The organism is Ruegeria sp. R8_1 (assembly GCF_017743815.1).
Classification (GTDB): domain Bacteria; phylum Pseudomonadota; class Alphaproteobacteria; order Rhodobacterales; family Rhodobacteraceae; genus Ruegeria; species Ruegeria lacuscaerulensis_A.
Window position 1 is genome coordinate 1 of the sequence record NZ_JAGHRL010000010.1, and the last position, 23,055, is coordinate 23,055.

At 57.8% G+C, this 23,055-nt stretch carries 19 protein-coding genes; 10 read left to right on the forward strand and 9 right to left on the reverse strand.

Annotation, left to right across the window (positions count from 1 at the left end; translation table 11 throughout):
* The 9 genes from J7380_RS18725 to J7380_RS18765 form a co-directional block, all read right to left on the reverse strand.
* Positions 1-128 (reverse strand): hypothetical protein (locus J7380_RS18725; RefSeq protein WP_209198087.1); only part of this gene is annotated, 128 nt, incomplete at its 3' end.
* A 10-nt stretch (positions 129-138) separates the two neighbouring features.
* A complete protein-coding gene (lpdA, locus tag J7380_RS18730; protein WP_209197842.1) occupies positions 139-1,872 on the reverse strand; it encodes a dihydrolipoyl dehydrogenase in 1,734 nt (577 codons plus the stop codon).
* An 11-nt stretch (positions 1,873-1,883) separates the two neighbouring features.
* Positions 1,884-3,134 carry a dihydrolipoyllysine-residue acetyltransferase gene (gene aceF, locus J7380_RS18735; protein WP_209197844.1) on the reverse strand — a complete coding sequence of 417 codons (1,251 nt, stop codon included), beginning with the start codon at positions 3,132-3,134 and terminating at the stop codon, positions 1,884-1,886.
* Between the two features lie 27 nt (positions 3,135-3,161).
* Positions 3,162-5,816: a pyruvate dehydrogenase (acetyl-transferring), homodimeric type gene (aceE, locus tag J7380_RS18740; RefSeq protein ID WP_209197853.1), complete on the reverse strand. Its 2,655-nt coding sequence runs from the start codon at positions 5,814-5,816 to the stop codon at positions 3,162-3,164.
* Between the two features lie 33 nt (positions 5,817-5,849).
* On the reverse strand, positions 5,850-6,572 hold the full coding sequence (phbB, locus tag J7380_RS18745) for an acetoacetyl-CoA reductase (RefSeq protein WP_209197855.1): 723 nt from the start codon (positions 6,570-6,572) through the stop codon (positions 5,850-5,852).
* Positions 6,573-6,731: 159 nt separating this feature from the next.
* The gene (gene dld, locus J7380_RS18750) at positions 6,732-8,423 is read right to left on the reverse strand and encodes a D-lactate dehydrogenase (RefSeq protein ID WP_209197857.1); all 1,692 of its coding nucleotides are present in this window, start codon (positions 8,421-8,423) and stop codon (positions 6,732-6,734) included.
* The gene (locus tag J7380_RS18755; RefSeq protein WP_209197865.1) at positions 8,420-9,607 is read right to left on the reverse strand and encodes an alpha-hydroxy acid oxidase; all 1,188 of its coding nucleotides are present in this window, start codon (positions 9,605-9,607) and stop codon (positions 8,420-8,422) included. Before J7380_RS18755 ends, dld begins: the two co-directional genes overlap by 4 nt.
* Before the next feature lie 14 nt (positions 9,608-9,621).
* A complete protein-coding gene (locus tag J7380_RS18760; RefSeq protein WP_209197866.1) occupies positions 9,622-11,685 on the reverse strand; it encodes a TRAP transporter large permease subunit in 2,064 nt (687 codons plus the stop codon).
* Between the two features lie 114 nt (positions 11,686-11,799).
* Entirely contained in the window at positions 11,800-12,849 is a 1,050-nt protein-coding gene (locus tag J7380_RS18765; RefSeq protein ID WP_170356494.1) for a TRAP transporter substrate-binding protein, read from the reverse strand.
* Positions 12,850-13,200: 351 nt separating this feature from the next.
* On the opposite strand from J7380_RS18765, the gene J7380_RS18770 reads away from it, so the two are divergent.
* The 10 genes from J7380_RS18770 (at position 13,201) to J7380_RS18815 (ending at position 23,003) form a co-directional block, all read left to right on the forward strand.
* A complete protein-coding gene (locus tag J7380_RS18770; protein ID WP_209197868.1) occupies positions 13,201-13,995 on the forward strand; it encodes a FadR/GntR family transcriptional regulator in 795 nt (264 codons plus the stop codon).
* Between the two features lie 280 nt (positions 13,996-14,275).
* The gene (locus tag J7380_RS18775) at positions 14,276-15,574 is read left to right on the forward strand and encodes a hypothetical protein (RefSeq protein WP_247742645.1); all 1,299 of its coding nucleotides are present in this window, start codon (positions 14,276-14,278) and stop codon (positions 15,572-15,574) included.
* Positions 15,575-15,611: 37 nt separating this feature from the next.
* Positions 15,612-16,697, forward strand: coding sequence for a cytochrome c peroxidase (locus J7380_RS18780; RefSeq protein WP_348539127.1), 1,086 nt, complete (start codon positions 15,612-15,614; stop codon positions 16,695-16,697).
* Between the two features lie 10 nt (positions 16,698-16,707).
* Positions 16,708-17,424: an MbnP family protein gene (locus tag J7380_RS18785; RefSeq protein ID WP_209197872.1), complete on the forward strand. Its 717-nt coding sequence runs from the start codon at positions 16,708-16,710 to the stop codon at positions 17,422-17,424.
* Positions 17,425-17,558: 134 nt separating this feature from the next.
* Complete coding sequence (locus tag J7380_RS18790; RefSeq protein ID WP_209197874.1) at positions 17,559-18,200, forward strand: Crp/Fnr family transcriptional regulator; 642 nt, start codon at positions 17,559-17,561, stop codon at positions 18,198-18,200.
* Between the two features lie 65 nt (positions 18,201-18,265).
* Positions 18,266-18,466 (forward strand): DUF2892 domain-containing protein, encoded by a 201-nt coding sequence (locus tag J7380_RS18795; protein WP_209197876.1) that lies wholly within the window; start codon positions 18,266-18,268, stop codon positions 18,464-18,466.
* Positions 18,463-19,077, forward strand: coding sequence for a rhodanese-like domain-containing protein (locus tag J7380_RS18800; protein WP_209197877.1), 615 nt, complete (start codon positions 18,463-18,465; stop codon positions 19,075-19,077). Before J7380_RS18795 ends, J7380_RS18800 begins: the two co-directional genes overlap by 4 nt.
* A gap of 307 nt (positions 19,078-19,384) precedes the next feature.
* Positions 19,385-20,410, forward strand: coding sequence for an ABC transporter ATP-binding protein (locus J7380_RS18805; RefSeq protein WP_348539128.1), 1,026 nt, complete (start codon positions 19,385-19,387; stop codon positions 20,408-20,410).
* Positions 20,398-21,495: a dipeptide ABC transporter ATP-binding protein gene (locus J7380_RS18810; protein WP_209197881.1), complete on the forward strand. Its 1,098-nt coding sequence runs from the start codon at positions 20,398-20,400 to the stop codon at positions 21,493-21,495. The genes J7380_RS18805 and J7380_RS18810 overlap by 13 nt, the downstream gene beginning before the upstream one ends.
* On the forward strand, positions 21,492-23,003 hold the full coding sequence (locus tag J7380_RS18815) for an ABC transporter substrate-binding protein (protein ID WP_209197883.1): 1,512 nt from the start codon (positions 21,492-21,494) through the stop codon (positions 23,001-23,003). The genes J7380_RS18810 and J7380_RS18815 overlap by 4 nt, the downstream gene beginning before the upstream one ends.
* The last annotated feature ends 52 nt before the right edge of the window (positions 23,004-23,055 follow it).

Below are 23,055 nucleotides of genomic sequence, written 5' to 3' on the forward strand. Positions count from 1 at the left end.
GCCGCAAGACCAGCCCCCTTCTCAATGGCGCAGTCATAGCCAAGTTTCTGCAACTGCAAAGCGGACTCGGGCGTCATCGCGACCCGGTTCTCACCGTCCAGTATTTCCTTTGGTGTGCCTAGCTTCATGGGTCTGGTCCTAATGGCGTTTCTTGGGCGGCATAAGGTCGGTGATCGTGCCTTCGAACATTTCGGCCGCGAAGTTCACCGTCTCGCTGAGCGTCGGGTGAGGGTGGATCGTGTGACCGAGATCGACCGCATCAGCGCCCATCTCGATGGCCAGAGCTGTCTCGGCGATCAAGTCACCCGCGTTTGTGCCCACGATACATGCCCCCACGACGCGCTGGTCTTCGGGATTGAACAGCAGCTTGGTGATGCCTTCGGACCGGCCATTCGACAGGGATTTACCGGATGCAGCCCAAGGGAACACACCTTTTTCGACCTTGATCCCTTTGGCCTTGGCCTCGGTCTCGGTCAGGCCACACCATGCCACCTCGGGGTCGGTATAAGCGACCGAGGGGATCAGCTTGGCATCAAAGAACCGCTTGTGCCCAGCGGCCACTTCGGCGGCGACCTTACCTTCATGCACGGCCTTGTGCGCCAGCATGGGCTGGCCGACCAGATCACCGATGGCAAAAATATGCGGCACACCGGTGCGCTGCTGGTTGTCCACCGCGATAAAGCCACGTTCATCCACCACAACACCCGCCTTTTCGGCGTCGATCAGCTTGCCATTTGGCTTGCGGCCCACGGCGATCAGAACCTTGTCGAACGTGTCGGTGAAGCTTTCGCCCTTGTCATCCTCGAACGTGACTTTCAGGCCCTTTTTCTGAGGCTCAATCGCGGTCACTTTGGTCTTGAGGAAGATGTTCTCGTACCGGCCCTTAATGCGGTTCATCAGGGGTTTGACGATGTCCTTGTCGGCACCGGGGATGATTTGGTCCATCAGTTCGACCACGGTGATGTTCGACCCCAAAGCGTCATAGACGCAGGCCATTTCCAGGCCGATGATACCGCCGCCCAGAACCAGCATTCGCTTGGGTACATCCGCCAGCTCCAACGCCCCGGTCGAGTCGATCACGCGGTCGTCGTCATGCGGGATGAAAGGCAATTCAACCGGTTCAGAGCCCGCAGCGATGATACACTGGTCGAATGAAACGGTGGTCATGCCATCATCACCCACAACTTCGATCATGTTGGGGCCCGAAAAACGGCCATAGCCGCGCACGATTTGAACCTTGCGGCCTTTGGACAGACCGTCCAGACCGCCGGTCAGCTTGCCGACAACGCTGTCTTTGAAGGCGCGCAGCTCGTCCAGGTCGATCTTCGGTTTACCGAAGCTAACCCCGTGTGCGCCCATCTCTTCGGCTTCGGTGATGACCTTGGCCACGTGCAGCAGCGCTTTTGACGGGATACAACCCACGTTCAGGCAAACGCCGCCCAGTGTCGGGTTGCGTTCGATCATGACAACCTTCTTGCCCAGATCAGCAGCACGGAAAGCGGCTGTATAACCACCGGGGCCAGAGCCCAGCACAACCACCTCGGCATGTACATCGCCCTGGCCAGTCGCCGTACCGGTGGCGGCCACGGCTTGAGGCGCGGCGACGGGTGCTTCTGCCGGGGCAGCTTCGGGCGCGGCCCCATCGGCGGCTTCCAATGTCAGGATCAGCGCACCTTCCGAGACGTTGTCGCCTTCGGACACGGCAATCGAGACCACTTTGCCTGCGGCGGGGGAGGGGACCTCCATCGTGGCCTTGTCGGATTCCAGTTCGATCAGCGGATCCTCGGCGGCGACTGTATCGCCGACCGAGACAAGAATGCTGATCACGGGTACATCGGAGAAATCACCGATATCGGGTACTTTGACGTCCATCTGATCTCTCCTTACCACATCAGCTTGCGCATATCGCCCAACAGCGTCTTGAGCGTCACGCAGAAGCGCGCAGCCAAGGCGCCATCGACGGCACGGTGGTCATAGCTAAGCGACATTGGCTGCATCAGGCGCGGCACAAAGTCCTCGCCATTCCAGACCGGCGCCATTTTCGAGCGGGTCAGGCCCAAGATAGCCACCTCGGGTGCGTTGACGATGGGCGTAAAATGCGTGCCGCCGATACCCCCCAACGACGAGATCGTGAAGGTTGCGCCCTGCATGTCGTTCGACTTTAGCTCTCCTGCGCGAGCCTTGCCGGACAGCTCCATCAGGTCCTTGGAGATGTCTACAATCCCCTTACGGTCGGCATCCTTGATGACCGGAACCACCAGCCCGTTGGGTGTGTCAGCCGCAAAACCGATATTGTAGTAGGACTTGCGGATCAGCTTGTCGCCATCGGGGTGGATGGACGAGTTGAACTCCCAATGCTGTTTCAACGCACTGACCGAGGCTTTGACGACAAAGCTGAGCAGGGTAACGCGATAGCCTTCTTCCTTGGCCATCGTGTCCATTTCCTTGCGGTACTTGTCCAGATCAGTGATGTCCGCCTCGTCATTATGCGTCACATGCGGGATATTCAGCCAGGACCGGTGCAGGGCAGGGCCCGACAGCTTTTTGATCCGCGGCATTTCCACATCTTCCACGGGGCCGAATTTCGAGAAATCGACAACGGGGATCGGCGGGATGCCCATGCCGCCCGCCGCACCGGCAGCAGCCGGGGCCGCCGCGGTTGAGGTCTTCAGGAACTTGGTGACGTCTTCACGCAGGATCCGACCCTTACGGCCCGAGCCGTTGACCTTGGACAGGTCAATATCCAACTGACGAGCAAAGGCGCGCACCGATGGCGAGGCATGGGCCTTGCCGAACCCACCATCCACAACGGGTGCGGGTGCCGGGGCAGTAGGCGCTGCGGTCGGTGCCGGAGCGGCAGCAGGGGCGGGCGCAGTCTCGGCCGGGGCGGCAGAGGCCCCTTCGCCTTCCAGCAGCAGGATCAGCGCGCCTTCAGACACGTTGTCGCCCTCGGCCACTTTGATTTCCTTGACGACACCGGCCGCCGGGGAGGGAACCTCCATCGTGGCCTTGTCGCTTTCTAACTCGATCAGCGGATCTTCGGCGGCGATCGTGTCACCGACCGAGACCAGAATGCTGATGACGGGAACGTCCGAGAAATCCCCGATATCCGGGACTGTTACTTCGATTGCCATGTCTATGTCTCCTCGTGCCCCGTGGCCTTAAACCAACCGGGGGTTCGGCTTGTCGCCGTCAATTTCATATGTCTTGAGCGCTTTCTCGAGCTCGGCCTTGGTCACGGCACCTTCGCGGTACAGATCGACCATGGCGGCCGCCGCGATGTGGTTGGCATCGACCTCGAAGAACCGGCGCAGGTTCACCCGGCTGTCCGAGCGGCCATAGCCATCCGTGCCCAGCACGGTGTAGCGGCCCGGCACAAAGGCGCGGATCTGCTCGGCGTAGTTCTTCATATAGTCGGTGGCCGCGATGATCGGACCCTTTGCCTTTGACAGCTGCTCGGTCACGTAAGGCACACGTTCTTCGGCCAGCGGGTCCAGACGGTTGGCGCGCGCCGCGTCCTGACCATCACGGGCCAGTTCGTTGAACGAGGTTGCCGACCAGATATCCGAGGTCACGCCAAAATCTTTCTTCAGCATCTCGGCGGCTTTCATCGCCTGCACCAGAATGGTGCCCGAGCCCATCAGATTGACGTGCTTCTTGCCGGGCTTTTTGACCTCCTGGAACCGGTAGAGCCCCTTGATGATGCCTTCTTCTGCACCCATCGGCATATCGGGATGGGCATAGTTTTCGTTCATCAGGGTCAGGTAGAAATAGATATCTTCCTGATTGCCATACATCCGTTGCAGGCCGTGCTGGATGATCACCGCGACCTCATAGCTGAAGGTCGGGTCATAGGTGATGCAGTTCGGAATGGTGCCCGCAAGGATATGGCTGTGCCCATCCTCGTGCTGCAACCCTTCGCCGTTCAGCGTGGTCCGTCCGGCCGTGCCGCCCAGCATGAAGCCCCGCGCGCGGCTGTCGCCCGCTGCCCAGGCCAGATCGCCGATCCGCTGGAACCCGAACATCGAGTAGTAGATGAAGAACGGGATCATCGCCACGCCGTGGTTGGAATAGGACGTCGCCGCCGCGATCCAGTCGGCCATGGCCCCGGCTTCGTTGATGCCTTCCTGCAGAACCTGACCGTTGGTCGTTTCCTTGTAGAACATCATCTGATCGGCATCTTCGGGAGTATAGTTCTGACCCGCCGGGTTGTAGATGCCAACCGAACGGAACAACCCCTCCATCCCGAAGGTGCGGCTTTCATCCGGCACGATCGGAACCACGTTCTTGCCGATGCCCTTGTCGCGCAGCAGCGTGGTCAGGATGCGGACAAAGGCCATGGTGGTCGAAATCTCGCGATCCCCGGTGCCTTTGAGCTGCGCTTCGAACTTGGACAGGTCCGGGATATCCAGCGCGGGTGCAGTACTGTCGCGCTTGGGGAATTCTCCCCCAAGCGCTTTGCGCCGGTCCGCGAGATAGGCCTTTTGCGCATTGTTCAGCGACACGAACGGCGCGTTGGGCAGGTCTTCGTCGCTGACCGGGATCTGGAACCGATCGCGGAAAGCGCGCAGCTGATCTTCGGCAAGTTTCTTTTGCTGGTGCGTGGTGTTCTGACCTTCACCAGCCGAGCCCATGCCATAGCCTTTGACGGTTTTCACCAGCAGACAGGTTGGCGTGCCCTCATTCTCGGTTGCGCGCTTGAACGCAGTATAGACCTTTTCCGGGTCATGCCCGCCCCGACGCAGCGCCCAGATCTGATCGTCGGTCCAGTCTTCGACCAAAGCGGCGGTCTCGGGGTATTTGCCAAAGAAATGCTCGCGGATATAGGCACCGTCCTTGGACTTGAAGGTCTGGTAGTCCCCATCGACCGTCTCATCCATCAACTGGCGCAGACGACCGGTGGTGTCTTTCTCCAACAGCTGATCCCAGCCTTTGCCCCAGAGCAGTTTGATGACATTCCAACCTGCGCCGCGGAAGTCGCCCTCAAGCTCTTGCACGATCTTGCCGTTGCCGCGCACCGGGCCGTCCAAGCGTTGCAGGTTGCAGTTGATGACAAAGATCAGGTTGTCCAGACCCTCGCGCACGGCCAGATCGATCGCACCCCGGCTTTCAGGTTCGTCCATCTCGCCATCGCCCAGGAAGCACCACACCTTGCGGTCTGACATGTCGATATGGCCCCGGTTGTGCATGTATTTCATGAACCGCGCCTGATAGATCGCCATCAGCGGGCCCAGACCCATCGAAACGGTCGGGAACTGCCAGTAATCCGGCATCAACCACGGGTGTGGATAGCTGGACAGACCACCCCCGCTGACTTCCGAGCGGAAGTTTTCCAACTGCTCTTCGCTGATGCGACCTTCCATGAATGACCGGGCATAGATGCCGGGGATCACGTGGCCCTGAAAGAACACCAGATCGCCGCCATGGATCGCTGATTTCGACCGCCAGAAATGGTTCAAGCCGATGTCATACATCACCGCCGACGACGCGAATGAGGCGATGTGGCCACCATACTCGCTGCTGACCTTGTTGCGCCGCACCACGGTCGCCATCGCATTCCAACGATTGATCGTACGAATGCGCCATTCCATGTCCTGATCGCCGGGGAAGGCATACTGATCATCCACCGGAATGGTGTTCTGGTAAGGGGTCGTTGCCGAAAACGGCAGGGTCGCCCCGGCGGCGCGCGCCTTTTGCACCGCTTTGTCCAGCAGGAAATGCGCGCGGTTGGCGCCGTCCCGTTCGATGACGTCTTCGATGGCGTCCTGCCACTCCTGAGACTCGATTGGGTCGATGTCGGGTTCAAGGTCTTTCATGTGGCAGGGTCCTTTCTTGTGTGTGTCCGGGCGTCAGACGAAAAACTGCGCGCCGTTGGCAGAGATGGTCGAGCCGTTGATGAACTGACTGTCATCCGAGGCCAGGAAGGCCACGCAGCGGGCGATCTCCTCAGGCTCGCCCAGCCGTCCCGCCGGGATTTGCGAGATGATCGAGTCTCGGACCTTTTCCGGAACCGCCATCACCATTTCGGTTGCGATGTAGCCGGGGCAGATCGCGTTGGCGGTGATGCCCGCGCGTGCGCCTTCTTGGGCCAGCGATTTCACGATGCCCAGATCGCCCGCCTTGGTCGCAGCATAGTTCACCTGAGCGAACTGACCTTTCTGGCCATTGATCGAGCTGATGACAATGACGCGGCCGAACTTACGCTCGCGCATGCCGGGCCAGATTGGGTGAACGGTGTTGAACACACCAGTCAGGTTGGTGTCGATCACGTCTTTCCACTGGTCCGGGTTCATCTTGTGGAATGGGGCGTCGCGGGTGATGCCTGCATTGGCCACGACCACGTCGATGGGGCCAAGGTCCGCTTCGACTTGCGCGATACCTGCGGCCGAGGCTTCGTAGTCGGCGACATTCCACTTGTAAGTCTTGATGCCGGTCTCGGCAGTGAAAGCGGCGGCCTTCTCATCATTGCCAGCATAAGTCGCGGCTACATTATATCCTTCAGCCTTCAACTTTCTGGAAATCGCTTCGCCGATACCCCGGCTACCACCGGTTACAAGTGCAGTACGTGTCATTTTCAATTCCTCCAATTGGTCAGCCACCTTGACCTAACTTGTCTTGTTACGTAGCGTAATTTTCAGTGTACCGATAGGCCTGAGGGGAATACCAGCTATGCACCTCAGGAAAAGTTTAACGTTAAACTATCCCGAAAACGCCGCTCCCACTTCGAATTTTCACTTGATCCCTTCGCCATAATTGCGGGATTTTGACATCTTGCCGATCCCCGGATTGAAAGAGTTTGTCGGATCGCAACACGTGTAATGCGCCGCTAGGTCGGGCTTGGCTTTATAGAGATGCCCGACATTGTGTTCCGCCGGATATTCGGCACCACGCGCGTCGAACAGCTCTAGCATCGCAGCTTTCAGTGCTTTGGGATCTGCCCCTTTGCGCACCACATAGTCCTGGTGCATCACGTGACACATGAAGTGGCCATAGTAGAGTTTGTGCACAATCTGATTGCTGATCTCGGGCGGCAAAACCTCAAGCCAATCACGATCGTTGCGGCGCAGGGCGACGTCCAGCGCGATGATGTCCTCGACCTCATCTGCGTGAATCGCCATGTAGCGCACCGCAGCACCAGCGGCTGCAAACCGGTGCAGGCCAGCGATCTTGGCTTCGCGGGGGGTGCATTCGAAGAAACCTGCATCGCGCCCTTCGAAGAAGCCGGGCAACCAGTCGCGGATCGCTTCGATGCCCTCGTCCTTCATCTTCAGGATCAGATGATGTTCATAGGCGTCTCGGTATTCGGTCATCCTCTTGGGCAGGACCTGCGGCAGGAGGCTGACTGCGGCCTGCATGAACCGGTCGGTGAAATTGCGCAAAAACGGGATGCGCCGCAAACGTGCATCAACTGCGCCCTTCAACGCAAAGAACATCGGCAAGCGGTCCGTGCCCAGCTTGTCGATCATCCACACCGTGTCCTTACCGTAGGCCTTAGTGATGTCGAACACGTCGCGCTGCATGTACTCGGCAGAGACTGGCAGGGACGCGAATTGCGACAGGATATGCCGGCGCAGATCCGCCAGATCATCCGGAGAGTTGGTGCCGATATAGAAAACCTGTTCGGCCTCGTTCTTGGCGAAAGTGTCCAGACGCACGGCAAACACAGCCATTTTTCCGGCTGAACCCGCAGATTCAAACAGCTTGGCCTTATCCGCATTGTATCGTGCGGGCGTTTCGGCATCCACGTCGCGCACGATCTGCGCATAGTCACTGGCCGAGGCGCGTTTATTCGTGGCCCCCGGATTGCGCTCGAACTGACCAGCATCAAGATTTGACAGGATCTGTTCCGGCGTCTCACCCAGATCGATGCCCAAATGGTTGACCAGTTCCAGCGTTCCGTCTGCAGTGATGCGGGCATAGACCGACAGCTCGGTGTAAACCGGCCCGCGTTCGACCAATGAACCGCCCGAGTTGTTGCAGACCCCGCCAACAATCGACGCCCCAATGCACGAAGATCCGATCACCGAGTGCGGCTCACGCCCTATTGGGGCCAGCAACTTTTCCAGTGCAAAGAGTGTGGCGCCGGGAAAGCTGATGACTTGTTCGCCGTTGTTCAGCGGAACCAGAGTATCCATGCGACGGGTATTGATCAGAACCACATCGCGGTCATAGCGACCCGAGGGTGTTGACCCTTCTGTCAGGCCGGTATTTGCGGCCTGCATGATGACGATCTTGTCGGCGGCGACGCAGGCTTGAAGAACTTTCCACTGTTCCAGCAGGGTGCCGGGTTGTACGACGCACAGCGCCTCGCCCTCACCCGACCTGAACCCACGGCGGAACCGCTCGGTCGCGCGTGCGCCGGTCAGCACATGGCGTGACCCGACGATTGCGCGGAAGTCGGATATGAGGGCATCGTTGGTCATGCCGCGTTCCGATGCGCCTGTCCCTGAACCGTCACCGGGTCGCGAAACCGCAGATTGGCGCGCGACAGTTGATCAACCCGCGTGACGCCCATCAGCTTCATGTCGCGCTCGATCTCGGCCCGCATCAGTCCCAGCGCCCGTTCGACGCCGGGCTGTCCAGCAGCCGCCAGCGGATACAGATAGTGCCGTCCGACACCAACGGCTTTGGCCCCCAGCGACAGCGCCTTCAGCACATGCGTGCCGCGTTGAATGCCGCTGTCCATCATCACGTCCAGCTTGTCGCCCACCGCATCCACGATCTCGGCCAGTTGATCGAACGGCGTGCGCGAGCCGTCCAGTTGACGGCCACCATGGTTTGACAGAATGATGCCCGTGCAGCCGATCTCGGCCGCGCGGCGGGCATCCTCGACGGTCATGATCCCCTTAAGGCAGAACTGACCGTCCCATTCGCGCACCATCTGGGCCACATCGTCCCAGTTCATCGACGGGTCCAGCATTTCGGTGAAATAGCCGCCGATGGAACTAGCCCCGCCGCTCATGTCCACGTGTTCATCCAGTTGCGGCAGGCGGAATTTCTCGTGCGTGACATAGTTGATGCCCCACATCGGCTTGATCGCAAACTGGATCATGCCGCCCAGCGTCAGCCGGAACGGGATCGAGAACCCTGTGCGCAGGTCACGTTCGCGATTGCCGCCAGTGATGCTGTCCACGGTCAGCATCATCACCTCGACACCCGCCTCTTTGGCGCGCTGCATCATGGCCGAGTTCAGGCCCCGGTCTTTGTGGAAGTAGAATTGGTAGACCTGCGGGTTTTTGTGTTTCTGGCGTAGTTCCTCAAGCGAAACGGTGCCCAGCGAGGATACGCCGAACATCGTCCCGTATTTCTCGGCCGCCGCCGCCACGGCGCGCTCGCCCTGATGGTGGAACAGGCGCTGCAGTGCGGTGGGAGAGCAATAGATCGGCATGTCCAGCTTTTGCCCCATGACGGTGACGGACATGTCCACGTCCTTCACCCCGCGCAACACCGATGGCAGCAGATCGCAGCGATCAAAGGCGTTGGTGTTTTCGCGATACGTCACCTCATCATCGGCACCGCCGTCGATATAGTTGAAGATCGGTCCCGGCAGGCGGCGCTTGGCCAGTTGGCGGAAATCGTGGAAGTTATGGCAATCTTTCAGACGCATGTCTCTTCCTCCTATCAATACGCGACGGATGGCAGCCAGGTGGCCAATGTGGGCCACAGGAAGACCAGCGCCAGCCCGGTCAGTTGCAGCAGGACAAACGGGATGATGCCCTTGTAGATGTCGGTCAGTTTAATCTCGGGCGGGCAAACGCCTTTGAGATAGAACAAGGCAAAGCCAACCGGAGGTGTCAGGAAGCTGGTTTGCAGCGTGACAGCCACTAGGATCACGAACCAGACCAGCGCGGGTTCGTCCAGAACGCCAAAGCCGGGGATGTCGATGCCCAACCCATTCACAATAGGGCGCATCAGGGGCAGGACGATTAGCGTGATTTCGATCCAGTCCAGCACAAAGCCCAGTAGGAAAACGATGAACAGGATGAACAGGATCGTGCCGTTGGCTCCAAAGCCGGTGGACTGAACCACATGTTCGATCAGTTCATCACCGCCAAGTTCGCGCAGTACATAAGAGAACACGGTCGCGCCCAGGAAGATCGCAAAGATATAGGCGGTGGTGTTGAAGGTCGACACCAGCACGTTCCAGAGCTTTTGGAAGGTCAGCTTGCGATAGCCCAAGGCCAGCAGGGTCGCACCCAGTGCCCCGATGCCCGACGCTTCGGTCGGCGTGGTCAGGCCCGCAAAGATCGAGCCCAGCACGGCGAGGATCAGCATCAGTGTCGGGATGACCGCGATCAGCACGTCCTTGACGGCGGCCCAGTCGGGGGCCTTGGCGCCTTCGGGGACAGGGGCGGCGTCGCGTTTCACCAGCGCAAGGATGAAGATATAGCTCAGGTACAGCCCGCCGATGATCACACCGGGGAAGACGGCGGCCATGAACAGATCTCCCACAGACAGGGCCATCTGGTCGGCCATGATCACCAGCATAATCGAGGGCGGGATCAGAATGCCCAGCGTGCCGGACGCGGAAACGACGCCTGCCGCCAGTGTCGGTTGATATTTCTGCTGCATCATCGAGGGCAGCGAGAGCACGCCCAGCAACACGACAGACGCACCGATGATCCCGGTTGAGGCCGCAAGGATGATCCCGATCAGGGTCACGGTGATCGCCAGTCCCCCACGCACGGTGCCAAAGAGGCGCTGCATCGAGGACATCAGGCGCTCGGCCACGCCGGATTCGTCCAGCATCAGGCCCATGAAGATGAACATCGGCAAGGCCACCAGAACCGCGTTGGACATGGTGGCATAAACCCGGTTCACCACCGCACCCAAGGTCAGATAGTCCAGCCCGGTAAAGGTGCTTTCCAGCCCCGTCCAAAGCATCAGGTCGTTGTCGAACAGATAGGCCAGCCCGCAATAGGCCACACCCACACCCGCCAGCACCCATGCCACCGGGTAGCCAGTGAACAGCAGCGCGATGAAGGTCAGGAACATGGCGATGACCAGCTTTTCCTCGGTGGTTTCCACCAGGAATGTCAGGCCGACACAGATCGCGGCAAAGACGGCCAGAACCAGCAGGACACGGCGCAGCGGCGCGCCTTCGCGTTCGCTCTCGGGTCCGTAGATCAGCGCGTGGCCATCATGGATCAGCCGGGCAAGGGCGGCGAGCGCCAGCAGCACAAAGCTGATAGGAATGACCGCTTTGAACGCCCACCGTGCCGGAAGGCCGGTCGGACTGTCGGACCGTTCGTTGACGCGGAAGCTTTCGTAGAAATAGTCATACCCCTGGTCGATCATCAGATAGATGAACGGGGTCAGCAGGGTCAGGATGCCGATCACCTCGATCACCCGCTGAGCGCGGCGGGAAAGCTGCATATGCAGCACGTCCACACGCACATGGCTGTCGGTGATCAGGGCATAGGATATACCGATCATCGTCACGATGCCGTAGAAATGCCACTGGATCTCGTCCAGTTTGGGATAGTTCTGGCTGAACAAATAGCGCAGTGAAACCTGAGTGAAAATCGCGGCCATCAGCAGCACATTGGCCCACATCACCACATGGCCAACGGCCTTTACGCTGGTGTCTATGGCAACAGCAATTTTCTGGCGGTCTGTATCGGGATGTTCCAGGAGGCCTTCATAGGCTTCGACCGGATCATTGACGTTCTTTGGCGTGGCCATGGGTAATCCTCCCTCGGTTGATCGGCGTCGGCGCGATCAAGGCTTTGCAGGCAGTAGTCCTGTGAATATCCGGGGCGGAGGAGCCCGCCGCCCCGGACGCGTCAGTCGTTCAATTTACTGACGAGGGAGGAACGCGTTGGTTTTCCACAGATCATAGCCTTCGCGGAACTCGGTCATGTCGGCCATGACTTTGGCAAAGAAGGCGTCGTTTGCAGCTTCTTCAGCAGCAACTTCTTCCCAAGTGGCACGGAAGGTGTCCAGCATCTCGGGCGACCATTGTTTGATGGTGACGCCGTTATTTTCGACGTTGTCGAGCAGCGCGGCGTGCTGAATGGCTTCGCCTTCGGCAAAGCTGTCTGTCATCGACGCTTTGCAGGCATTTTCGATGATCGCCTTGTGCTGATCGCTGGCTTCGTTCCAGACGTCCTTGTTGATCATCAATTCGAACACGGTTGCCTGCTGGTGCCAGCCGGGGAAGTAGTTGTACTTGACCAGCTTGTGGAAGCCCAGGCGAGCGTCGATCGCGGGCATCGAAAACTCGGTTGCGTCGATTGCGCCTTTTTCCAGCGCGGGGAAGATCTCACCACCTGGCAGCAACGAGGTTGCAACGCCCAGTTTCTGCATGACTTTGCCGCCCAAACCGAAGAAGCGCATCTTCAGGCCGTCCAGATCTTCGGGGCTGTTGATCTCGGTTGCGAACCAGCCCGAGGTTTCCGGGGCAATGATGGCGCAGGGCATGACGTGCACATTATAGCCCGCCTGGTCGTACATTTCCTGATACAGCGCGCGCCCGTTTCCGTAATACATCCAGGCCATGTATTCGCCGGCTTCGGGGCCAAACGGAACGGCCGAAAACAGCGGTGCGGCGGGGATTTTACCGGCCCAGTAACCGGCGGTGGTGTAACCTGAGTTGATCTTGCCGGTCGACACCGCATCCAGAATTTCAAATGGCGGAACCAGCTTGCCCGGCTCATAGACCTTCATCTTCAGCGTGCCGCCCGACATCAGCTGCAGCTGCTCGGCCACGCGTGGAATCGGCGAGCCCAGACCCGGCAGTTCGGTCGAGAAGGCGATAGGTGTTTTCAGCAGCAGCTTGTCGGCGGCAAGTGCAGGTGCGGCGATCAAGCTGGCAGCGACTGCAAGGCTGGTCAGGGTCTTTTTCATAAGTTCTCCTCCGGGATATTTCGGACGCAACGTCCAATCAATCTGTGACGCAAGGTTATCTGGCGCCTTGAGTGGTCAATAAAGTTTACCAACATATCCAGTCAACAACTTTATTTACCACTGGATCATGTGGTCGCAGGCACAAACTGCCTTGCGTCTCGATCGGTAGATAATTTCTGACTTTGTGCGAGAAGTTCAGAAATCCATAATAAAATAATTTAAAACAGTCTATTAAGGTAATTCGTCAGGTGAACCTGTGCGCGCAGAAACTAGTTGAAGTTTGACGTCTCAAAGGTTATTTTAGTTTACCAGTAAGAACGACTGAGCCCAAACCACAAAAGGCCGCGCGTGATGACACCAACTGCGATTTTTGAACCAATCGGCCACGAATCGCTTGCAGATGCGGTGGTTGCCCAGGTCGAGGATCTTATTGCTTCAGGTATTCTCAAGCAGGGTCGCAAACTGCCTTCCGAACGCGATTTGGCAGAGATGTTGCGTGTGTCCCGGCCTAAATTACGTGAAGCGCTACATGTTCTGGAAGAGCGTGGTCTGGTCACAACCCAACACGGCGAAGGCACTTTTGTCGCCGCTTTGACAGGCCAGGCAATGATGCCAGCTTTGCTGGCGTTGTATGAACGCCACGAGCCGGCCTTTTTCGACTATCTTGAGTATCGCCGCGAACAAGAAGGCTTTGCTGCGCGACTAGCCGCGCGCCGCGCGACTAAGGCCGACAAAGAACGGATCACGGAAATTCTGGCCGAAGATGACCGGGCTTGGCGCGCGAATGATCCGGCTGCTTCTCGTGAAGCTGATTTTGCGTTGCACGCAGCAATTGTCGACGCAAGCCAGAATGCCACGCTCATTCACATGATGGCCTCAATCTATGAATTGACTCGCCAAGGCGTTTTCTACAACCGCGAATTCCTGAAAACGATCGATGGAACCGGCGAGCGATTGGTACAACAGCATAAAGAGCTGGGTGAGGCTGTCATTGCGGGCGACGAGGCGCGAGCCGAACAGGCCGCATTCGACCATATTGATTTTGTAGAGGAGTCTTTCCGCCTGGGAATTGAAAGACGTCGGCGAGAGACAATGGCCGAGAAACGACGTATGCTTTCAAGTTCTATGCCGACACCCAATTCCTGAGAGTAAGCGCAGCCCGTGCATTTCGGGCAAAACTCGCGATTTGGTAGCTAAGGTTTGCATTAAAACAGCCATCGTTCACGCGGTAACCTCGAAATTTTGAGTGAGGTGCGTTAAGGTTTGTGTGCACAGAATAGTCGCAAGACGCTATCGTCTTAGAAACGTGCCAGCATTTTCGGTGTGTTGAAGATGAGATAACTGACGGTCAGGCAAATGTTCCGTGCAGCCCTTATAGGTAGGGTTTTACGTTTTGTAGTCGTGAAAATACTGGGGGGAAATCAATATGAAAACAGCAGGGATACTTAGCGCGTTTGCTTTGCCGATTGTAATCGCTGCGGGCGGAACATCTGTACTGGCTGAAAGTGCTCGCGAGGAAAGTCAGGGTATGGTTTTGCTGCGCGGACTGCCAACTTTGGACACGTCGCACAGTGTCGCGATTGTCGAACTTGATCCGGAATCCGAAAACTTCGGGAAGATACTCAGCGAGGCCGAACAGCCTGATATGGCTGAGCCCTTTCATCATTTGTATTACAGCCCGAATGGTCGCCTGTATGCCACCGGGCTGGACCCGACATGCAGTTTGGCAGAAATCGGTCTTGTCCGCGATTCCAGTGGTGCGCCGCAGGTCTCAGGTTTTGAATGTCTGGACACGGCAGGCCAGATGGTCGGCGAAGACATCATGTGGACCACGTCGAACGGGTCCGAGTACATGTTTGTCACGTTCATGGGTGGCCTAGGCGGCGACGACGGTGGGTCATTAGGTGTGTTTGATCCACAGACGAATGAAGTCGTAAAAGTAATTGAGGCCCGCAAGAGCGAGGTCGCTGAGGGTGCGCCTTACATCATGTATCCCCACGGGATTTCGGCGTTTGAAGATCGTATGGTGATCTCGTCAACAATCCATCCTGATCTGGCGACAGGAGTTGGCAATTCAATCACGGTAATCGATCTCAATACGCTAGAACCTATCCAGACAATTACGGTCGAAGGTGAGACACCGATCGGCTTTCCTTCATCTCCGGTCGAGGTGCTTTTTGCACGTCCGTCGATCCACCCAGAGATCGAACCAGCGGTCATGGTGAATACGATGTTTGGCTTTGAAACCTGGTCTATCCCTTACGATGCGGCGACTAAGACGTTTGGCGAAGGCAAAGTGATCTATTCCGGCACTGAAAACGGCACAGGCGTGCCACTTGAGTTTTATGGTACCGAGGATGAACTGTTTATCAGTCACGGTCTGCCGGGTGTCGTAAAGCGCTATGACTTGTCGAAGCTGCCTCAGCTTGTCTCGTCTGGTCCTGATATCGTCGCCGATCCAGGTGCGCATCACATGATCTTTTTCACTTCGGCGTCTGGCCGCGATCTGATCGCCGTTCAGAACAACCTTTTGAACCTTGGGAATGCTGAAGCGAACGATCCGACGGATGTCGATTTTATCGCGTCGGTCAATGCCAACACAATTACCGTTCATGATCTGGAAACCGGAGAGCGCCTGGGCACGGTGAATTTCAAAGAAACGTACCGGAAAGGGGTCGAAAATGTCGAAGGCCTGTTTGGCTCGGGCTTCGTACATCACCACTAAATTGCGTTCTTCCAAGCCCATAAAGGCCGTTTGCACCGTGCTTACGGCCATTTTGGCTTGGGTGCTTTTTGGTTCATTTGATGGTCAGGGCCATGCTGATCCTACGCCGATAGAGGGCTTTCAAGCGCCCTTTGTATTTGGCCGGTTCACTGTACCCGCCGATAACCCGCTGACGGAAGAAGCCTTTGAGCTGGGTCGACATCTGTTTTACGATCCGATCCTGTCGGGTGACAACACGATGTCTTGTGCAACTTGTCACGAACAGGCTCGTGGGTTCACAGATGGCCGCGCGCGGTCGGTTGGGCAAAACGGTGAAGAACTGGACTTCAATGCAATGGCCCTGGGCAATCTGTTGTGGGGGCCGCAACTGTTTCTATGGGATGGACGCAGCCCAAGCCTTGAACATCAAGCCCTGCAACCTTTGCTTAACCCGATTGAAATGAACCAGCCTCTGGACGCGTTGTTGGATGAGTTGAGAGCTTCAGCCCACTACCAAGAAATGTTTGACGCTGCGTACGGCGAAATTTCGGAACAGGCCGTTTCCAAAGCACTGGCGACATTTGTGCGACTGTTGATTTCCGCCGATAGCAAATATGACCGTTATCTTCAGGGTGAAATCAAGTTGAACGATCAGGAAGAGCATGGGCGCAAACTGTTCATGGCGCATCCGGATGTGAAAACATCACTACGCGGAGGGAACTGTATCGATTGCCATAGTCAGTTTGTCACAGCCGGATTTGCCGAAGGGTTTGATGGGTTCAGCAACAACGGTTTGGACCCCGATACAGATCTAAAGCCCGGCTTGAGCGCCACGACCAACTACGATGGTGACCATGGAAAGTTCAAAGTACCCAGTCTGCGCAATATCGCAGTCACCGGTCCTTATATGCATGATGGGCGTTTCGAGACATTGCGAGAGGTGTTGAACCACTACAATGAAGGTATCGTCCTCAGCAGCACGCTTAGCCCGCTGATCCTTGAGGCAGATAATGAAGTGGTCGACCCGACACAGGCATTGGGGCTGCAACTGACTGACGTGGAAATAGAGGCAATCATCGCCTTTCTGCACACGCTCACGGACGAGGCATTCTTGTCCAATCCAAAGTTTTCAAACCCATTTTAAGGTGCTGTTCATGATTAATCTTCTAACGGCAAAACGACAGCTGATGGGGGCAGGGTTGGGCCTGACCTTGTGGGGCGCGCAGGTTGCGGCTCAATCTCCGATGACGCTTGAATTCCACGCGATGGCCGGTGACGCGCCTTTCATTTTCGATGAATTTGTCCATTCCGATCCAATTGGGGGTGAACCTTTTCGCCTGCGCGACTTTCGGTTTTTTCTAAGCAATGTGGTGTTTTCCGATGGCACCCGGCAATTTGCGGTTCCCGAAAGCTATTACCTGATCAGGTTTGATGGCCGTAGCCAAACATATGAGGTGACTATCCCGGAAATGCCCTTGCAGACCGTCTCGGAAATCACCTTCGCCATCGGTCTGGATGCTCAGACCAACGGGTCGATAGCGCCGCGCGGAGATGTAGACCCGAACAGCCGCATGGCCTGGAACTGGGAGATCGGCTACAAGTTCGTACTGGCCGAAGGCGCTCTGCGCGGGGCGGATGGGCTTATCCCGCTGGTCTACCATGTCGGGTTTGATGAGAATATGCGTGAGCAAGACCTTGCTTTGAGCCTTGAAAGCGGCGCGCGCGAAATTGCATTTGATGTTGATATAATGGCTTTGTTCGACGGCGAAACCCGGCTTGATCTCTCGGCCTTGCCGACTGTGAAAATGGATCGGAATGATGCCTCAGCCTTGGCTGACAATTTTGCCGGTTTGGTGGCGCAGCGGAAATAGGGCTCGCGAGGGCAGTCCCGTTTGGGAATTTTAGTCACTTGCCCCGCCAGACGTGGATTTGTCACAGGCGGTGTGGGTTTTTCCCAAAGCGGCCAACGCTTAAGTTCGAGTCATCGCAAATCGGAGCTACCTACGTGACGCATCAAAGTTGGAGCACAGCCATCCTCGACCGGCTGGAAGCTGAAGGGACGCGTATGACAATCCCTGACGGAGCGCAGTTGTTTGCTCCGGGTGCCTACGGACAGGTTTTTTTGATTGTCCGGTCGGGGATCGTGCGCGTTGAACAAACCAGCCCGTCTGGTCGTACGGTGGTGCTGTACCGCGTTGGTCCCAATGATAGCTGTGTGATGACGACATCTTGTATGTTGTCCGACATTCCATATTCCGGTTTTGGCTATGCCGAAGGGGCAGTTACCGCGCTGGCGATTGGCCGGGACCGGTTCAACGCGCTACTGGCTACGGACTCGGCGTTTCGCGCTGCGGTTTTCATGGCATTTTCACAACGGATCGTTGAACTGTCCGAAGTCATCGACGACCTTTTGCTGAACCGTATGGATCAGAAGCTGGCGCAGTGGTTGCTGGATCAGGGCAAAGATGCCCCCGACATTCACACCACTCATCAGCGAATTGCCACTGAACTGGGCAGCGCACGCGAGGTGATGTCGCGTATTCTCAAGGATTTCGAACACCGGGGGTGGGTCGCGTTAGAACGGGGTGTAATCCACCTGCAGAATCGTTCTGCATTGCAGTTGCACGCAAAATCCGGATCTGTGTGACCTCGTCACATATAGCCAAGCCAAAAGCTGCGAATCTCTTCCCAGATCATCAAGGAGATTCGATCATGCAATTCACATCCAACGTAGGCTCTATCGACCGCGCATTGCGTCTGATCCTGGGGACAGCGCTGATCCTCTTGGCTTTAACTGGCACTGTTGGCGTGTGGGGTTGGCTGGGCGCGGTGTTTGTCGTTACTGCGTTCGTCAAGTTCTGCCCGATCTATGCGATGCTGGGCCTATGCACCTGCGGAAAGGTCGGCCAATGACCTCGCACACACCTCCGTCACGCAGGGCCGTTCTGGGTATGGGGATCGCGACGGCGCTGGCGTCACCATCGTTGGTTTCAGGGGCCAGTTCGATTGAAACTTCGGTCGATCCTGCGCGCCTATCAGACCGGCAACGGACTCCATTGGGATTGTATTTGACACCGCAGGCCGCATTTGCGGCCCTGCAGCGGGATAGCGACATCTTGTTCGTTGATGTACGCGACCCGATCGAAATTTCCTTTGTGGGCCACCCCGAGGGATTGGACAAGATCATCCCACTGGGCATTGTCACCCACCAAGTCGATCCGCAAAGCGGTCAGTACCGGATGAAAAACAATCCCAATCTGGTGGCCGAGTTTGATGCTCTGTTGAAACAGCGGGGGAGAACCCGGCAGGATGCCGTTTTTGTCACTTGCCGGTCAGGGGCGCGGTCTGCTGTCGCGACCCGTCAACTGGCCAAGGCGGGTTATACAAATGTCTGGAATCTGATCGAAGGGTTTGAGGGTGACAAGGACGCTCGGGGCGTACGTGCGCTTAATGGGTGGCGCAATGCGGGATTGCCATGGGGGTATCGTTTGGGCCCCGGTGTTGCATGGCAGGGCGCGACTTAACCTTGTTGTTGCAACAGGTATAGGGTTGCCAATCCCTAACCACGAGGTGTGGCGTTGAAACTGAATGCGAGGCCACACCCTTTTGTCGTGTGAAGCCAACGACCGGGGTACGGCCTTTGGTTCAAATTTAATAAATAGATTAGTTTGGGTTTTCAGTCCGCCGTTTTGTGGGAGTTATGAGTGCTTAAAAGGCGGGCGCACATTAGTGGATCGCGTCTGACGGCTGGAAAAACTGCATCAATGCGTTGACAAGTATTTTTCAAAGATGCAACCAATTACACATTGGTTAAATGAAAAGGTTGCGCCTGTGCCCACACCAAGTGTCCGCACCACGCCTGACACAAGCGTCGAAATCCTGAAGCTGTCCGCCTTCAGCCTGTCGTTTCGTGGCCAGCCTACTGCTGCGGTCGACGACTTGAACCTGAGTGTCTCAGCGGGTGAAACGCTTTGCATTGTCGGCGAGTCCGGTTGCGGTAAGTCCGTAACCGCCATGGCCTTGATGGGTCTGTTGCCGCGGGACGTCATCGAAATTCCATCAGGGCGGTTGGACTTCGAAGGACGCAGCTATGATTTGCGCTCGGAGCAGCTTGATGCCGCCACCCGGGGCGACAGGATGGCGATGATCTTTCAGGAACCGATGACGTCGCTCAACCCCGCCTTCAAGATCGGGGATCAGATTACAGAGGCCGTTCTGCACCATCGCAATTGTAGCCGTGCCGAGGCCGATGAAGCTGCTCTGACCATGCTGCGGCGCGTAGGTATCCCGGCCCCTGAGCAGCGGCTGAACGAGTATCCTCATCAGTTGTCTGGTGGGATGCGGCAGCGGGTGATGATTGCGATGGCGCTCATCAACAACCCCTCGCTGCTGATTGCGGATGAGCCGACTACGGCCCTGGACGTCACGATCCAAGCCCAAATTCTCGACCTGATCCGGGAACTTCAGGCCGAAACTGGAATGGGCGCGGTCTTCATCACTCACGATCTGGGCGTTGTCGCCGAAATCGCGACGAATGTGGCGGTGATGTATGGCGGGCAGATCGTGGAAAGTGGCCCTGTCAATGCAGTGTTCGACGATCCACAACACCCATATACCATTGGCCTCATGAGCTCGGTCCCGCGCATGAGCGGATCGCGCGACAAGCTGATCACCGTACCCGGCACCGTACCCGCGCTGGCGGACATGCCGCAAGGTTGCCGCTTTCGCACACGCTGTCCCTTTGCGACCGAGGATTGCGCCACGCGTCCTGACCTGTCCGGCATGGGTCAAAACCACGCGGTGGCCTGCCACTACGCCCCGCTGGAACAGCTCAAGGGGGTCAGATGCGCGATGTAATCCTTGAGGCACGGAACCTCACCCGTCATTTCACACTGGGCACTGGCCTGTTCGAGCGCAAAACCAAAGTGCGCGCAGTAGACGGAGTTTCGCTGTCGGTCCACAAGGGTGAGACCTTTGCCATTGTCGGGGAATCCGGTTGCGGTAAGTCAACGCTTGCGCGGCTATTGATGCGTCTGGACCGCCCGACCTCGGGTCAGGTTCTGTTTGACGGGCAAGAGGTTCAGGACCTGCCCCGCCGCGATATGGCCCCGCTGCGCCAACAGATGCAGTTTGTGTTTCAGGACCCGTTCTCGTCCCTGAATCCCCGTATGACCGTGGGCAAATTGGTCGGCGAACCGCTGGAGGTTCATGCGCCCGAACTAGACGAAACAGCGCGCCGTGAAAAGGTTGCCGCGTTGTTGGCACAGGTCGGATTACTGCCAGATCACGCCAACCGCTATCCGCACGAATTCTCGGGTGGCCAGCGCCAGCGGATCGGAATTGCCCGTGCGCTGGCCTCGGGTCCCCGGCTGCTGATCGGGGATGAACCGGTCTCGGCTTTGGATGTGTCGGTACAGGCGCAGGTGGTCAATCTGCTGAACGATCTGAAAGAGGATCTGGATCTGACTTTGGTCATCATCGCCCATGATCTGGCCGTTATCCGGCACATGAGCGACCGCATCGCCGTGATGTATCTGGGTCAGGTGGTTGAAACAGGTCCAGCCGATCAGGTGTTCGAGGAACCGCGCCACCCCTATACGCACGCGCTGTTGTCAGCCATCCCGGAACCCGAGCCGGGGCGCGAACGCGATCACATGGCGCTGAATGGGGAAACGCCCAGCCCGTCCGCACCGCCAGCGGGGTGCCGGTTTCATACGCGCTGCCCCTTTGCGCAAGAAGATTGCCGGACGACGCCCCCAATTCTGGAGGACGCAGGCAGCGACCATCACGTCGCCTGCCATCATTGGAAAACCATACCAGAGGCCGGAAAACCGGCCCCGCCCCGACGCCGCAGCGCCGGAGCAGAAGAGCGGTTCGCGCTGTATCGCGCGGCTGTCCAAACGCCCCCGGCTTCTGCCGAAAACAGAGAGGAAACAACATGAATGTCTTGAAAACCGGTCTGTTGGCCGGACTGCTCGGCGCAACCGCGCTGAGCGCGCAGGCCGCCGACCTGCGCATCGCCCTGCAATCCGACGCCGACGTGTTGGACCCCGATCAGTCGCGCACATTTGTTGGCCGTATCGTTTATGCCTCGATGTGTGACAAGCTGGTCGACATCACCCCCGACCTTGAGCTGATCCCGCAGCTGGCCACCGGCTGGGAATGGAGCGAAGACGGAAAAGCTCTGACCATGACCCTGCGCGAAGGCGTGGTGTTCCATGACGGCACACCGTTCAACGCGCAGGCCGTGGCCGACAATATCGACCGGTCGCAGAACCTTGAGGAGTCGCGCCGCAAGTCCGAGCTGAAGTCCGTGACCGGTGTCGATGTGGTCGATGACTATACCGTTCGTTTCAACATGGCCGCGCCCGACGCGACCCTGCTGGCGCAATTCGCCGACCGCTCGGGCATGATGGTGTCGCCGACAGCGGCCAACGCGGCAGGGGCGGATTTCGGTCTGAACCCGGTCTGCTCGGGCCCGTTCAAGTTCAAGGAACGCGTTGCTCAGGATCGTATCTCGCTCGAGCGTTTCCCTGACTACTGGAACGCGGATGAGATTCATTTCGACAGCGTCACCTTCCTGCCGATCCCGGACACCACCGTTCGTCTTGCAAACCTGCAATCGGGTGACATCGACATGCTGGAACGACTGGCCGCGACGGATCTGGCGCAGGCCGAAGGCGATGGCGGGATCAACGTTGAACGTGCTGTTTCGCTTGGATATCAAGGCATTACCATCAATGTGAACAATGGCGAAAAGGGCGACAACCCGTGGGGCAATGACAAACGTCTGCGTCAGGCGCTCAGCTATGCGCTGGACCGCGATGCGATCAACCAGGTCGTGTTCGAAGGCGCCTTTGCGCCGGGCAACCAGCCCTTCCCGCCCACGTCTCCGTGGTATGACGCTGATCACCCTGTGCCCGCGCGTGACGTGGAAAAAGCCAAGGCTTTGCTGGCCGAGGCGGGCTTCCCCGACGGGATCGACCTTGAGGTTCAGGTGCCTAACACCACCGTTCCGCTACAACTGATGCAGGTCGTTCAGGCCATGGCGGCCGAGGCCGGGATCAGAATCGAGATCACGTCCAAGGAATTCGCCACCCTGCTGGCCGATCAAAGCGCTGGCGACTATCAGGCCAGCCAGATCGGATGGTCGGGCCGCGTCGACCCCGATGGCAACATTCACCAATTCATGACCACCGGTGGCGGCATCAATGACAGCCATTACTCGGACCCAAAAGTGGACGAGATGCTGAACAACGCCCGCGCCTCGACCGATTTCGATGCGCGCAAGGCGGATTATGACAGCGCGCGGGATATTCTGGTCGAGGATATGCCCATTGTGTACCTGTATCACCAGACATGGATCTGGGCGCTTGATGATGGCCTCTCGGGCTTCACCCCCTATCCGGATGGGATGATCCGGCTGGAAGGCGTGAAACTGGAGAAATAAGCCACTCACGGCCCGCCCGGTCCTCCAACCGGGCGGGTATTTTAACCGAAAG